This window comes from Zhongshania borealis (assembly GCF_039539625.1).
Classification (GTDB): domain Bacteria; phylum Pseudomonadota; class Gammaproteobacteria; order Pseudomonadales; family Spongiibacteraceae; genus Spongiibacter; species Spongiibacter borealis.
The window spans coordinates 211497-225896 of the sequence record NZ_BAABDM010000004.1; the positions used below are offsets into that span (position 1 = coordinate 211497).

General features: G+C 51.1%; 13 protein-coding genes. 11 read left to right on the plus strand and 2 right to left on the minus strand.

The window, feature by feature from the left end; all coding sequences use genetic code 11:
* Window positions 1–56 precede the first annotated feature (56 nt).
* The 6 genes from ABD836_RS12360 (at window position 57) to ABD836_RS12385 (ending at window position 5938) form a co-directional block, all read left to right on the plus strand.
* On the plus strand, window positions 57–728 hold the full coding sequence (locus ABD836_RS12360; protein ID WP_344936356.1) for an isochorismatase family protein: 672 nt from the start codon (window positions 57–59) through the stop codon (window positions 726–728).
* A 29-nt stretch (window positions 729–757) separates the two neighbouring features.
* The gene (locus tag ABD836_RS12365; protein ID WP_344936358.1) at window positions 758–1699 is read left to right on the plus strand and encodes a polysaccharide deacetylase family protein; all 942 of its coding nucleotides are present in this window, start codon (window positions 758–760) and stop codon (window positions 1697–1699) included.
* Between the two features lie 2 nt (window positions 1700–1701).
* A complete protein-coding gene (locus tag ABD836_RS12370) occupies window positions 1702–2625 on the plus strand; it encodes a polysaccharide deacetylase family protein (RefSeq protein WP_344936360.1) in 924 nt (307 codons plus the stop codon).
* Window positions 2626–3156: 531 nt separating this feature from the next.
* Window positions 3157–3831, plus strand: a complete 675-nt coding sequence (locus ABD836_RS12375; protein WP_344936362.1) for a DUF6998 domain-containing protein — start codon at window positions 3157–3159, stop codon at window positions 3829–3831.
* Window positions 3832–3931: 100 nt separating this feature from the next.
* The gene (locus ABD836_RS12380; protein WP_344936364.1) at window positions 3932–4318 is read left to right on the plus strand and encodes a hypothetical protein; all 387 of its coding nucleotides are present in this window, start codon (window positions 3932–3934) and stop codon (window positions 4316–4318) included.
* A gap of 369 nt (window positions 4319–4687) precedes the next feature.
* Complete coding sequence (locus tag ABD836_RS12385; protein ID WP_344936365.1) at window positions 4688–5938, plus strand: virginiamycin B lyase family protein; 1251 nt, start codon at window positions 4688–4690, stop codon at window positions 5936–5938.
* Between the two features lie 108 nt (window positions 5939–6046).
* Here ABD836_RS12385 and ABD836_RS12390 read toward each other — a convergent pair whose 3' ends face one another.
* Both ABD836_RS12390 and ABD836_RS12395 read right to left on the minus strand, forming a co-directional pair.
* Complete coding sequence (locus ABD836_RS12390) at window positions 6047–9169, minus strand: efflux RND transporter permease subunit (protein ID WP_344936367.1); 3123 nt, start codon at window positions 9167–9169, stop codon at window positions 6047–6049.
* 1 nt (window position 9170) lies between these two features.
* On the minus strand, window positions 9171–10436 hold the full coding sequence (locus ABD836_RS12395) for an efflux RND transporter periplasmic adaptor subunit (protein ID WP_344936369.1): 1266 nt from the start codon (window positions 10434–10436) through the stop codon (window positions 9171–9173).
* Window positions 10437–10612: 176 nt separating this feature from the next.
* Here ABD836_RS12395 and ABD836_RS12400 point away from each other — a divergent pair, with 176 nt between their 5' ends.
* The 5 genes from ABD836_RS12400 to ABD836_RS12420 all read left to right on the plus strand — a co-directional run bounded on the left by ABD836_RS12400 (window position 10613) and on the right by ABD836_RS12420 (window position 14400).
* Window positions 10613–11272, plus strand: coding sequence for a hypothetical protein (locus ABD836_RS12400; RefSeq protein ID WP_344936371.1), 660 nt, complete (start codon window positions 10613–10615; stop codon window positions 11270–11272).
* Window positions 11273–11351: 79 nt separating this feature from the next.
* Window positions 11352–11999 (plus strand): glutathione S-transferase family protein, encoded by a 648-nt coding sequence (locus ABD836_RS12405; RefSeq protein WP_344936374.1) that lies wholly within the window; start codon window positions 11352–11354, stop codon window positions 11997–11999.
* Between the two features lie 9 nt (window positions 12000–12008).
* On the plus strand, window positions 12009–12962 hold the full coding sequence (locus tag ABD836_RS12410; RefSeq protein WP_344936376.1) for an alpha/beta fold hydrolase: 954 nt from the start codon (window positions 12009–12011) through the stop codon (window positions 12960–12962).
* Window positions 12959–13984 (plus strand): alpha/beta hydrolase family protein, encoded by a 1026-nt coding sequence (locus ABD836_RS12415; protein WP_344936378.1) that lies wholly within the window; start codon window positions 12959–12961, stop codon window positions 13982–13984. Before ABD836_RS12410 ends, ABD836_RS12415 begins: the two co-directional genes overlap by 4 nt.
* A gap of 101 nt (window positions 13985–14085) precedes the next feature.
* Window positions 14086–14400 carry a hypothetical protein gene (locus ABD836_RS12420; RefSeq protein ID WP_344936380.1) on the plus strand — a complete coding sequence of 105 codons (315 nt, stop codon included), beginning with the start codon at window positions 14086–14088 and terminating at the stop codon, window positions 14398–14400.

The window sequence follows — 14400 nt, forward strand, 5'->3', positions numbered from 1 at the left end:
GACGTTGGCTTGAGAATTAAGCATAAAGTGTACAAAGCCTTTGCTGAGGAGAAACCATGGAAACCAGTGATAAAACCGCGCGACAGCTCTACGCTGAAGTAAAGGCCAACCCAGCGCGCAAGCGTTTTGGCTTTGGCAAAAAGGCGATTCTGGTCAATATCGACCCCCAGAAAGCCTATACCCGCACTGATTTGTATAAAACCGCGTACGAAACTGATACTCGTCAGCTTGAATATGTAAACGAACTGGCCAAGACCTTTCGTGCTCTTGGCTGGCCGGTGGTGTGGACCCATGTTGCGTACATGGAGTCTGCCGAAGACGCAGGTATTTGGGGCACGCGTACCGATACTCCAGACAGTTTGCAAAATATTAAATTCGACAGCGACCGCTCGCAGTTCGATGAGCGGGTAGAAATCGATGCCGTTAAAGACGTTATTTATTTAAAGAAAATGCCCTCGGCATTTTTTGAAACCCAATTGCAGTCGCTGTGTGTTTGGCATCAGGTAGATACCGTGATTCTGACAGGCGGTTCAACTTCAGGCTGTATTCGCGCCACGGCGGTTGATTCACTGTCTCGCGGTTACCGCACCGTTGTCCCCGAAGAATGCGTTGCCGATAAGCACGAGAGTTACCACTTTGCGAATTTAACAGACCTGTCGTTAAAGTACGCCGATGTGATGGACGTGCAAGAGGTCTTTGACTGGTTGGCAAAACAAGACAAGGCGTGATGTAACGGCCGAGAAGTGAGGGCGGAGAAGTGAAAGAAGATCCCGGATACTACGACTACTGGCCTTATGAAAACCGGCCTAAAATCACCTGGCCTAACGGCGCAAAAATGGCGTTTTGGGTGGCTCCCAATATTGAATTTTACGAGCTGAATCCGCCGCCAAATCCACAGCGCAAGCCCTGGCCGCAAGCTGCCCCCGCTGTGGCCGGCTACAGTATTCGCGACTACGGTAACCGCGTTGGCCATCGCCGCCAAATGGATTTGCTCGAAAAATACGGCGTGCGCGGCTCTATTTCATTATCCACCGCCCTATGTGATCACCACCCTGAAATTATTGCTCAGTGTGCCGAGCGCAACTGGGAATTTTTTAGTCACGGTATCTACAACACCCGCTATACCTATGGCATGAGCGAGGCCCAAGAGCGCGAGATGATTCGCGATTCCATGGAGTCTATTTACAAGCACACCGGGCAAAAGTGTGCGGGTTACTTAGCGCCAGCCTTGTCGCACTCTGACTACACCATCGATACTTTTGCCGAGGTCGGCAGTGAATTATTCGGTGACGATGGTGGTTTTTACACCTGTGATTTATTTCACGACGATCAGCCCACCCCCATTCACACCCGCTCTGGTAAGCGTTTTGTGTCGATTCCCTATTCATTAGAAATGAATGACACTATCGCCTATGTCGTTAATAAAATTGAACCGCGCCGCTACGGTCAGCAGTTAAAAGACTGTTTTGATCGGCTTTATGCCGAGGGTGGCGACAGCGGTACGGTTATGTGTATACCTACGCATAATTATCAGGTCAGCTGCCCACACCGCATGAAGGCGTTTGAAGAAGCCTTGGAATACATTACCGGGCACAGCGATGTGTGGGTCACGACTGGACGCGAAATCGCCGAGTACTACCGCGAGCACTACTACGATAGCAGCAAAGCTGTGATAGCCGATTTGCAGGGAGGTGTCTGAACATGAGTTTGCCTGATGACTATTTACAGTACCCCCAGCGCAGCTATGGAATGGATCACAACCGCTACAGCTGGTCGATGCTGGCAGATCGCAAACCGGTGCAATGGCCCGGTGGCAAACAACTCGCCCTGTGGGTGAATGTCAATTTACAGTTTTACCCCATGAACCAGCGCGGCGTTCCTTTTGCGGTGCCGGGTGGCATGACCATGCCATACCCCGATTTGCGTCATTACTCCCTGCGCGACTACGGCAACCGGATCGGCTTATTCCGCATTTTAAAGGCTCTTGACCACTACGGCTTAACGCCAAGCTTTGCGGTGAACTCGCGCTTATTAGAGCGCACGCCTTATTTGGTGAGTTTGTTACGTGAGCGCGGTAATGAAATTCTCGGTCACGGTCTGCACATGGATGCGCTGCATTATGGCGGCCAAGACGAGAACGAAGAGCGCGGTCAAATTAAAGAATCCTTAGATTGCCTGCGCGAACTGACCCAGCAAACGGTACAAGGCTGGTTGTCACCGGTGCGCAGTGAATCAGGAAATACCCCAGACCTATTAGCAGAGCAAGGTATTCGCTACTTCGCTGACTGGGTGAACGACGATATGCCCTATGAGTTTAAAACTCGAAGCAAATCACTAATTGCTATGCCGCTAAGCAATGAAGTGGAAGACCGCTTTGTGATTGTTAGCAATCAACACTCAGAACAGAGTTGGGCCGAGCAAGTTGAAGACGCCGCAAATTATTTGCTGGCAGAGGCGCAGGCCTCCGGTGGCCGTATGCTGGGTTTGAATATTCATCCCTGGTTACTGGGCCACGCCCATCGCATTAAATTCTTTGAAGCCGTTTTGGCAAAACTGTCGGCGAACCCAGCGGTGTGGAGTGCTGCGCCAAGTGCCATTCTTGAGGCGTGGTCACAGCAACAATAAGCATGGGCCTTTCTATAAAGCTAAGGCCTTGGCGGGCTGATGACAGCCCGCCAAACGCACTGCGTTTTGTATTCGCTTGGATAACGTAGATGGCAAATACTGTCGTCGCAGAAAGCCAGAACTTAGATCTTTATTTCCCCTCCCTCCGCAAGTACTTCGCCTCAAGGCCTTAGCTGGCCAAGTGGGCCCTAGTCGTATCTGCAGCCATAGGCTATCTTGGCTAGGCTTATGGTCGCTTTACTTATATAGGTAGCCTTGCATAAATGCTTTTCATCACACAATGCACCACCTTATTGTGATGGTGCGTGGATATTCACCGGAATAATGCTTAAATAGGGCTTGAAACTGCACTGAAATAGCCGGTGACTTCGGTATTGGCGACTATGGAATTTTCGGTTTTTTTTGATCGTTACGGTCTTATAGCTAGTGCAAGTTGAATCAACTGCTATGTTATAAAATATTCAAACTGAAACATCGGGGTTGGCCAAATTTTAATCCCTCCGTCCCATTTAATGAACTTCGAGAAATAAAGTGGCTTTAACTCAAATGCAAATAATTCAATCCTTGGGCGAGGCAATGTCTTGGTTTGAGAGAGAACTGAACTGGGGTGTCCCAGCAACTGAATTAAGACATCTAAGTGGACGTATTGGTGAACTTTATTCCGCCCTGATTACTAATGGTCAAATGGCAACTGAAGTTAATCAGCAGGGGTATGATGTGGTTAGTTCTACTGGCGATAGAGTTTCAGTTAAAACTACAGCAATGATGGGATCATCTGGCCATATCTCATTTAATCCGAACACGCTAGAAAAAGTTGATCGTATTATCATACTCCGTATAAATACGGATGAAATGCAAATTGAAACACTTCTCAATGAAACCACGGATAAAGCACGAGAATTAATGAGCGATATTAATTCCAATGGCAAGGTATCAATAACTCTTTCAAAGTTGCTAAGCGTGCCTAGGAACCGTACCGATATACGTATTATAAAATCCGTTACTAGTGATTCTTATAAAGTTCAGGAGCTGGAAAATGGAACTATAGAAGTTTTCTTAAACAACGAGTTTGTTTCGCCAGTAAAACCAGCATTACGAGAGCTGGCCGCAAAACTTAATATTAGCATCTTAAATGGTAACGGCAATCAATTGAACACTAGGCAATTAGGCAGCTTGATTATTTTGGCTATTCAAAAACATGCTTAACAAAACGGCCGATGATGCAGACCTTGGGTCATTATAAACGGTGCTTTGCCACAAAGTTGTCTATTACCTAGGCCTTATAAATAAATACGGAGCATTGTCATTGAAAGTAGTACTTGAAGGCGGTTTAACCATTCATATCGAGCGGCTAGAGCTATCAAAGACGTATGCGAGATTTATAGAGGGCTCAGCCGAAATAATATCGGAGCACTTGAGGGAAAGTTTGGAAAGAACAATGAACGAAAAGTTTCTCACAAATGAAGCTTTTCATTTTATTGATGACGACAAATCTAAACCATTGCCGGAATATCGATGTGCGGCAACACTTAAATCGTATTCTGGCATAAGGGGAAGCGGAGACTATTCCAGTGTAAATATATGTTGGTTCCTCCCTGAAATTGATAAACGACCGGTCGAATTGGTAAGAGAGCTATTTGAAAATAGAGATTGGGACGACCTTGCAAAAGTTGGGAGTTGGGATGATTTATAACAAACGTTTCCTATTTGATAGTCAATAATTTAATTCCTTAGTTCTCTTTAATATTTCATTATCGATGAGGTTAGATTTATCCCTAATAAGGCCGTCGGAGGGCTCTGCCGCCATTGCTTTTTGGCATTAACTGTCACGGAAGTCATAAGTGGAATTTGAAGTGTCGAACAGTCTAAATATCAGTCCTGAAGATGTCGATAGAGTCTCTAACAAGACCTAGTACAATCGCGTGATTTGAGTTGAACACGTTTGAAGCAGCGTTCCCTCATTCAAGCAATCGGCTTGCCCGCAGAGCCGTTGACGTGCGTGACCGACTAGCAGAGTATAAAGCCAAACACTTGGTACGCGCGGCGCGCTTGGAGGTGGCCTATGATCAGACACTTGAATGCTGCAATTTTTCGACTCGCGATTTGTTTTGCCGTCGTCTCGACCACGGCTTATGGCGAGAGCCTGCGGGATGGCGAAGGCCGCAAGCTTGTTGAGGCGCAATGCTCGGCTTGCCACTCTGTCAATCGGCTTACCCAGAGTCTGGGGTATAGTCGTGAGGGCTGGCTGGAACTGATTGCTACCATGGTCGACTTGTCGACAGATCCCGCGCGGCGGGAGGTTATTGTAGAATACCTCGCCGAACATTTTCCTCCGAACGATCGCCGCGCGCCGAATATCGTGGAGGGTGATACTCGCATTGCTTTTAAAGAATGGCTGGTGCCGACCCTCGGTCAACGCTCGCGCGACCCCGCTGAGGCGCCAGATGGCAACATTTGGTGGGCAGGGCAGTGGCGCAATCTGATAGGGCGGATTGATCCGAAAACGGGAAAGATGCGCGAATACTTGCTCCCGGCAGGGGCAATGCCGCATTCGGTAACGCTGGATCGCGATGGCGGCGTTTGGTACACCGGAAATAAGAACGGAACCATCGGTCGGCTTAACCCCGCTAGCGGGGAAATCACAGTCTATGATATGCCTGACCCAGCGGCGCGCGATCCACACACTGCAGTTTTCGATTCTGCCGGTATCCTCTGGTTCACCGTTCAGCACGCCAACCGCATTGGTCGTCTCAACCCGCGAAGCGGTAAGATCAAACTGGTAACCATGCCCACCGCCGGTTCACGTCCCTACGGGATCAAGATTGATGCTTCGGGTACGCCCTGGGTTGCGTGTAACGGGAGCAACTGCTTGGTGAAGGTCAACCCTAAGACGATGGCCCTGACTGAAGTTAAGCTTCCCCATGAGGCAACTACAGTGCGACGGCTTGATATCGCCGCCGACGGGATGATCTGGTACGTGAACTCCGGTCGCGGCCGCCTGGGGCGCTTTGATCCGCGCAGTGGGGAGGTCCGGGAGTGGCCTTCGCCGAGTGGTCCGCACTCTCATCCCTATGCGATAGCGGTGGTTGACGGGGCAGTCTGGTACAACGAGTCCGGGATGCGCCCAGACCCCTTGGTGCGTTTCGACCTGAAAACGGAGACCTTTCAGAGCTGGCCGATCCCATCAGGTGGAATTTACGCCGGCATCGTGCGTCACATGCGGCCCACCCATGATGGCGATCTGTTGATTCATCAAAGCGCTACCAACCGCATCATTCGGGTCGAAATTGGTGAGGGATCGACGTCGCAATAGTTGAACGCCGAACCATGAATGTTGGGAAGTGTGTAGGCTAACTTTGCAGGGCGATTCTTGTCTTGAGGTTTTGTATCAGATCGCCCACGTTTAAATAAAATCTTGCCCTTAGGCCGTTCTTGATTTTGTTTCAAGCGCAGTGTCATCGTTAGGCTGCCTTAGTTCTGCAGCCCGCTGGTGTATGCCGAATAATATCGAGGTTAGCGCGGGTACAAACAACAGCGTTACTGTGGTGGCAAACAGCACGCCAAAGGCCAGTGATAACACCATTGGGATCAGGAAGCGCGCCTGAATACTGTCTTCTAACATTATGGGCATCATGCCGGTGAAGGTGGTGAGTGAGGTGAGTAGAATTGGCCGGAAGCGATCACTCGCGCCTTGTAAAATCGCATCACGTATCGCCAAGCCTTCAGTGCGCAGTGCATTAATTCGGTCTAGCATGACCAAGTTGTCGTTAACCACAACGCCAGCGACAGCGACCACGCCCAATATTGAAAACATGCTGATTTCGCGGTTAAAAACAATGTGACCAATAATGGCGCCCATTAAGCCAAAGGGGATGGCTGACAATACCAGTATGGGTTGGCTGTAGGAGCGGAAGACGACGGCAAATAAACCGTAGATTAGAATCAAGGACAGTAGGCTCATTTGCGCGAGCTGGGTCACAAAGGTTTGCTGTTGCTCCTGCTCTCCTTCGCGACGAATTTTACTGCCGGGATAGGCGCGTTCCCATTGGGGCACTTCGGCTTGTTCAATGCTGCGCAACACTTGTCCGGCGCTAAAGCCGTCCTTCATCTCCGTGGTAATAGTGGTTGCCACGCGGCCGTCGATGTGGCGAATTTCTTTTAGTGCACGCACAAATTCCAATTCGGCGACGGTCTCCAGTGGTAGCTCCTTGCCATTGGCGCTGCGAATTTTGTGCTGCATCAGTTGGTCGAGCTGTTGGCGCTCATTGCGCGGGTAGCGCAGCATGACTTTGACGTCTTCTTGGGCGCGGGGAATACGTTGAACTTCTTCGCCGTAATAGCCTTGGCGCAATTGCCCGATGACGTCCTCGGCGGTAATACCGAGAGTCTCTGCGGCGGGTTTTAAACGCACTCTAAATTCCGGCAGTGCGTCATTTAGTTTATCGCGAATGTCGTAAACACCGGGATACTCGGCGAGACGTTGCTGAATGACCGTAGACAGTGCGCGCAGCTGATCGGTATCGATGGCGCTGACCTCTAACTCGATTGGCTTGGCGACTGGGGCGAGAGTTGATTGAATTAAATAGTCGCGCACCAACGCCATGGAGCCGATCTGGGTTTGCCAATCGTGTTTTAGCGATTCAATATCAAAGGGATGTTGCTCTACGTTCAGTAGCTCCATAGAGACTTTAATACTTTCACCGTAAATCGCGCTTTCTAAATGGCCGATGTAGGGAAGTGCTGAGTCTGCGTTGATTTCATCTTTTAACTGCTGGGCTGCGTTTTCTACCCGTAGACCAAATTCCTTGGCTTGGTGAAAGGGGGTGCCGTCTTTTAGGGTAAAGCTGGCTTCTATCAGGTCCAGTGGTACATTCGGGAAAAAGCTGGTGCGTAGCCAGCCGCCGACAAGCAGGGAGCTGACAATAAAAAATAGCGCTAAAAAAGACGCGACGGTCATGCCGCGATTATCAAGACAGCGCTTGAGTATCGGTTGATACGTATTTTGAATGAAGTGGCTCAAACCCCTTGCAACTATGTGCCGCGCTTGTTCCAGCCATTTCAGGTAAAAACGGGTCGCTGGTTTCTCTGGCTTCATGTGGGCGAGGTGAGCGGGCAATATCAGTAGGGAATCGACGAGCGAAAAACTCAGGGCGACCAAGACCACTGCGCCAAGGTTATAGGGCTCGGCCATCTCTGGCGGCAGGTTTAAAAAGGGCACGAAAAAAATCATGGTGGTAATTACCGCGAACATCACCGGCTTGCTGACAAGCGCCGTGCCACGGTAGGTGATCTCGGTGCCTGGGCCCAGGCGGCTTTGTTCGCTATACACAGATTCGCCAACAATAATGGCATCGTCTACCACAATGCCAAGAATAAGAATAAAGGCGAAGAGCGACACCATGTTCATGCTAATACCTACCGCCGGCAGCAGCCAAATGGTGCCGAGCAGGGAGATCGCTATACCGGAGCATACCCAAAATGCGAGTAGCGGCCGGAGGAATAGCAGCAGAATGATGAAAATTAGAATTAGTCCGCCAAAACCGTTGTTGAGCAGGGTATTTAAGCGGCCGCGAAATTCCCGTGACTGATCCCGCCACAAACTGAGGGTGACGCCCTCAGGAAGTGTGCTGCTCATTTCCTTGACAAAGGCTGCCGATGCGGCGCTGGTTTTTAATATGTCGGCATTTTCGTTTACGTAAATATCTAACGACAAGGTAGGCTTACCGTCGAAGCGACTATAGAGTTCATCTTCAACAAAGCCATCAGTGATGGTGGCGATATCGCCAAGTAAGATTTGGCCGCCGGTAGGGCTAGTCACAACGGGTATTTTGGCAAAATCCTCGCCAGTATACGATTGCATGCGTGCCTGAATTTGCATGTCGCCACTGCTGCTGCGCAGTTCACCCGCCGATACATTTAAGGAACTACCGCGCACGACGCGAGCGACATCGGCAAAGCTAAGTTCGTATTCGTCTAAAGTTTGTGCGGAAACTTCGATGCTAACTTCGTAGTCCCGAGGTGTGCGCAAATCAACGGTGGGTATCCAGGCTTTTTCTGCGAGCTGTTGTTGCAGGTGGCGGCCAAGTTCCTTCAGTTCGACTTCACTAATATCACCGGCGAGGGCGAGGCTAAGAACCCGGCTACGAAATTGTAATTCGTAAATTTGTGGCCGTTCAGCGCCGCTGGGTAGACCGGGCAGGGCATCGACTTTGGATTTGATGTCATTGAGTAAACGCTGGGTGTCGTAGTTGGCAATAGCGTCGACAGTGATGGCGACGCCATTTTCCAGCGCTAGTGATTCGATTTTTTCAATGCCATTAAGATCGCGAATAGCCTCTTCAATTCTATTGAGCAGCTGTTCCTCTGCCTGGCTTGGCGAGGCGCCGGGGTAAACCACATCGATCTGCACGCGATTGATTACGCGTTCCGGAAAAAAGCGCTTATCAACATGGCTAAACGTCGACACCCCGCCAATAAAAATCAACACCATTAATAAATTGGCGGCAATTGGGTTGCGGATAAACCAATGAATTATCGAGTTCATGCTAGTGCTCCGCTACGCCGTTGAGCGTGGTACTCGCACTTGCTGAGGGTGGCGGTGCTGGTGCTAATACTGGTTTTGGCATCTGTGTGGCAGCGGAATCCATAGTGCTGTCTGCGATTGGCAGTAGCGGCGTACCGGGCGCACTCACTGCCAGGCCACTGACAATAACGCGCAGCGGCTCTGCGAGTGCAGCGGTTTTTGATTTTACATACACGGCGGATTCGTCTGAGTGACTGATCTCAATTGGCAGCATGGCCAAAGTGTTGTCGGCGTTTATAAGGCGTATAAAGCGCTGCTCGTAAATGGCTTCTGGTGGCACCGCTAGCATAGCTTGGCTGCGGGTGCCGGGAATGTCGGCGCGCAAAAACTCGCCGATTCGCCAGCCCTTGGTATTGGCCGCAGGGTCGATGGTGGCAATTGCGGTATATAAACGGGTGTCGCTGTCGACGACGGCGGCAGTGCGGTAAATTTTTGCTGCTAGGCTGTCTTGCTCGCGGTGCAGCATGACGGGGACACCTTGGGCGAAATCCTCTGGGCTAAAGTTAAGGCTTCGGTATTGTTTGGGGCTAAGCGGCAGGTGAACTTCAAGGGTGCTGGTGTCGAGTAGAGAGGCAACAACCGTTGCTTTGTTTACGTAGTCGCCCAAATCGGCACTAATGCTTTTAATCACAGCATTGAAGGGCGCGCGAATTTGCAGGCGCTCAATATTGCGTTGCGCCAAGCGCAGCTCTGCTTTGGCCGCCGCGACCGCAAGCTCAACGCGGTGGGATTGCGGTTCACGTAGGAATAGGGCGTTGGCCTCATCTGAACCGAGGTCGCGCCACTCGCGCTTGGCTTGACGGCCTCGGCCGCGTTCATTGGCAAGTTGCTCCTCGGCCTCGGCGAGGCGTGCTTGAGCGCGGGCTAATTCGGTTTTGGCATCGATATCGTCGATGCTCAGTAAAAGCTGATTGGCGGCAACGGTATTGCCGACCATATAGGCATCGCTGGTGGCGATAATTTTGCCACTGACTTCGGCGGCGAGTTCAAGTGTGCGGCGGGTGTCTAATTTGCCGTAGGTCGATACGACCGTGGGTAGTTGCTGGGGACTAATTAGGCGATATACCGCATGCTGGGCCGGGGTCGCGGGGGCGGTCTCGGCTTTGGGGGTTGGCGGTCCTCCTGCGAGGATTCGAGCAATAACAATGCCGGCAATCAGTACAGCGAGTGGCACCAAGCGGCGGGCCAGTGTTTTTTTCTGCTTATTTCCGTCTGACAACGTTGTCACCTCTGATCTTTGGCTCTTTTTCGGCCGACGGCGCACTGCGCGGCAGCCGGTCATTAATTTGGTGCTGATATTGCAAAAGATATAATGTTATTATATTAATACATTTGGTCTTGTGTCGACCCGCTCTGTTATAAATACCCAAGCGGCTCACCTGTTTTTCTGTATTGGACGGTGTAATGGAATATCTTTTACTTAAATATCTACACATTCTTGGTTTTGTTTACTGGCTAGGCGGCGACTTAGGTACATTCTTGTCTAGCCGATATCTTGTTAATCGCACTATTGGTAACGAAGCACGCTTGGTTGCCACCAAAATCATGTTGGCCTGCGATCAGGGGCCTAAATTGGCCATGCCGATGATGTTTGCCATCGGTGTGCATCTGGCGTCTCTGCTTGGTGTTCTGCCGCTGAATGCCTTGGGCTTGAGTATAAGCTGGTTAATTGCCACGGTGTGGCTCGTTAATGTCCTTGTGCTGTATAGCTATGAAGGCAAGCCATTTACCGCCGCCTTATCCCGTTTTGATTTCTTTTTCCGCATTGCCGTTGTTGTGGCGATCGTCGCTTTTTTACTGGCCTCACTCTTTAAACCCGGATTAATCAACGCCGACTGGGTCGCCTGGAAATTGCTGATATTTGCAACATTGGTGAGCTGCGGTATTGGTATCCGTATTCAATTAAAACCCTTTGTGCCTGCGTTTACCCGGCTAATGCAAGACGGGCCAAGTGACGAGGTCAACGACATTCTGGAAACGTCTGTGCAGCGCAGTCGGCCCTATGTGGCCGTTATTTGGCTGGGCCTTTTTGTGAGTGCTGCGCTGGGTGTGCACTTGCTTTAAACAGTTTTACATTTATTCGCGGTGCTTAAGCAAGTGAAAGCGACGCCAGTAAAAGTCATTATTTTCAAAAGGTATTGTTATGGAACTCTACGATCTGCCGCATTCCCCTTACGCTGCGCGGGTTCGCATGTACATATACGCGCGGAATCTTGCGGTAGATATTAGTGCGCCGCCGGGCGGCTTGGGCTCGGATACTTATAAGGCCCTAACCGTGAGCAACAAAGTGCCGATCCTGAATAATGATGGTGCTTATTTAGCTGAATCCTCGGCGATTATTGAATACCTAGAAGCGCAATTTACTGACGGCGCACTCGGGCCTGCTGATCCTTGGGCGCGGGCTCAGCAAAGCGCAATGACGCGCTATATTGATTTGTATTTTGCACAAGCGTTGTTTCCGCTGTTTCAACAATTACGCGCTGCGCCGCGTGACAAGGCGGTGGTCGCATCGGCATTGGCGAAACTGCTAGAGGAATTGCTCACCTTGCAGCGCTGGTACCAACTTTCCGAATTGCAGCCAACCTCGGCGCTAACGACAGTGGATTGCGCGGTGATTCCGGTCTTGTTTTACGTGCGCACATTAGCGCCCTTGTTTGGCGTAAGTGAACCGCTGGCGGCTACACCGCTGTTAACTGAACGCTGGACATGGGCTGAACAACACGCAGTTGCCAGCCGCGTAATTGAAGAAATGGCCGCGGGCTTGAAAGCGGTCATGTCGGGCGCTAAATAGGGTTTAGCAATGCGTAAACTTGCCAAAGTGCTGATGTGGTTATTGATTACTATTTTACTGGGTATTGGGCTTTATACCCTCTGGTGCTTAGTCGCCTATCGCGATATTGATACCGCCGACTTACTTGAACACTATGGCGACGGGGTGCAGTTTGCGGAGATTGGCGGCACCACTTTGGCGTATCGCATTGACGGTGATTTGCAAAGTGGCCCGCCCTGGGTGCTAGTGCATTCCCACTATTTTGACTCCCTAATGTGGCAAGACATGCTCGATGAGCTGGGCACGGACGCACCGGTAATTCGCTACGATATGACAAGTCATGGTCTCAGTGGACCGGACAAAAAGGCCGATTACAGTATGTCGCGAGACGTCGACTTACTCGCCGGATTGCTCGACCAACTTGCTGTGAATTCGGCGTTGGTGGTTGGCTCCTCGCTTGGCGGCAATATCGCCTTTAATTTCGCTGCGGCCTACCCTGAGCGAACACGCGCCTTGGTGTTGATCAATTCTGGGGGCATGAAGCGGCAACAGAGCAGCCGTCGCAATGCGTCGGGCATCGCGCCATGGTTCTATCGCGTATTCTATTTTGTGCCTACTGCAGCCTATCGCGCATTTATTGAATGGATGGTCGTTGATGATGCCGTCGCAACTGACGCGCTGGTGCAACGTTTCCATCGTATGTTTCGGCATAGCGGTAATCGCCAAGCCGAAATGCAGCGCATGGCGAGTTTTGACACGGGTGAACCCGCGCCCGTCTTGGCCAAGGTGACAGCGCCAAGTCTCATTCTGTGGGGTAAAAAAAACCCGCAGCTGCCGTTTGAATTAGCTGACGAATTTGTCAGTTTGCTGGGCAATGCCGCGTCTGTTGAAAAGATTGTTGTCGACGGCGCGGGTCATTTACTGCCTGTTGAAAAGCCCGCCGAAACCGCGGCCTTATTGAATCAATTTAGGAGTGGTTTATGAGGGCATTGATCCTGGGTGCTTGCGTTCGGTTACTGCTCCTCGCGGTGCTTGTGAATCTGAGCGCATGCAGCAAAGCCCTTGAACTGGAGGCGGCCGAACCGCTGGCGAAGGCGGCGCGCAGCGTGCTGGAAAGGATGCCGGGCTACTCGGCGGGGCCCTACGAGGCGGTGCTGCTGGAAGGTATTATGCTTAGCGGCGCTGATGATCGCGCGGATATGGACCTTCGAGTGTGGTATCCCCGTCGCGACGACCCCGCGCCCGTTGTGATTTTTTCCCACGGTAACTGGTCCGACAAAGACCGCTACGATGCGGTGATAAAACACTGGGCTAGCTATGGCTTTGTAGTGATTGCCACCACCCATCTCGATGGTGTGAACATGGCGCGGGGCATCTTTAATGCGTTGCGCTATGGCAACGACGGTTTAATCGGCGGTCGTGTGGCGGATATCCGTTATTTGATTGACCACCTGGCTCGCGTGCAGGCGTTGTTGCCGGTCAGCATCGACCCTGAGCGCTTGGCGGTAAGCGGCCATAGCTTTGGCGCCTTTTCGGCTCAGCAGTTTGCGGGCGCAAGGGCGATTACTGAAGATGGTGAAATTGGCGCCAAGGATAGCCGGGTCGATGCTGTGGTGGCCTTGTCGCCACCCGGTCCCATGTTCGATGAGATTACCTCGCAAAGTTGGACCGAAATGCAGGGTCCGGTGTTAATGACTACTGGCACCCACGATGTGAACCCCCAGTTTTTCCCCGACTGGCGTTTGCACAAAATGAGTTTTGATACCGCACCGGCAGGCGAGCAATACGCGGTGGTGGTGGCCGGTGCCGACCATTATCTCGGTAATCTAATATGCCGCCCAGAGCGCGAGGGGCCGCCGCAGCGTGACGCCTTAAATATTGTGAATGCAATTTCGACTGTGTTTTTATTGGCTCACCTCAATGGCGACGCGGTAATGGCGCAGTGGCTGGCATCGGCAGATGTGGCGAATATGAGTGGCGGGTTCGCGGAATTAACAAAAAAGTAACTGCGCAGGGGTATTTGCGTAATTATTATCAGAACGCCGTGCTCCAATTTTAATCATTTTGCGTATACTCCCCAACGATTTTAAATCTGGGAGTAAACCGCATGAAAAAAATGATTGCCTTAGCACTAATAGCCTTAAGTGGGTCGATGACCGCAGGCGCAGAGGCCTTCAATAGCCCAGTAAAACTGAGCTATATTCCCGGCCAAGACGTGCGTCACTACGAAGTAAGCTGTGCCGATGGCGTTAATTACGAGATATTGCGTAGCGCTAATCAGTGGTGCATTAATGGCGCCGACGCCTCACAGTGCGAAAGCAAAAAAATGCAGGCCGCCAGTAAAGCATGCCGCTCAGGCAAGTTCATTGTGGACGCCACTAAGCTTTCTGACCCTGCCACCAGCGTCGCGGTAGTTCGCTAG

Excerpts from the sequence above, each read along its gene's own strand:
- ABD836_RS12360 (WP_344936356.1), top strand. The coding sequence starts at position 57 with ATGGAAACCAGTGATAAAACCGCGCGACAGCTCTACGCTGAAGTAAAG.
- ABD836_RS12370 (WP_344936360.1), top strand. The coding sequence starts at position 1,702 with ATGAGTTTGCCTGATGACTATTTACAGTACCCCCAGCGCAGCTATGGA.
- ABD836_RS12385 (WP_344936365.1), top strand. The coding sequence starts at position 4,688 with ATGATCAGACACTTGAATGCTGCAATTTTTCGACTCGCGATTTGTTTT.
- ABD836_RS12390 (WP_344936367.1), bottom strand. The coding sequence starts at position 9,169 with ATGAACTCGATAATTCATTGGTTTATCCGCAACCCAATTGCCGCCAAT.
- ABD836_RS12400 (WP_344936371.1), top strand. The coding sequence starts at position 10,613 with ATGGAATATCTTTTACTTAAATATCTACACATTCTTGGTTTTGTTTAC.
- ABD836_RS12405 (WP_344936374.1), top strand. The coding sequence starts at position 11,352 with ATGGAACTCTACGATCTGCCGCATTCCCCTTACGCTGCGCGGGTTCGC.
- ABD836_RS12410 (WP_344936376.1), top strand. The coding sequence starts at position 12,009 with ATGCGTAAACTTGCCAAAGTGCTGATGTGGTTATTGATTACTATTTTA.
- ABD836_RS12415 (WP_344936378.1), top strand. The coding sequence starts at position 12,959 with ATGAGGGCATTGATCCTGGGTGCTTGCGTTCGGTTACTGCTCCTCGCG.
- ABD836_RS12420 (WP_344936380.1), top strand. The coding sequence starts at position 14,086 with ATGAAAAAAATGATTGCCTTAGCACTAATAGCCTTAAGTGGGTCGATG.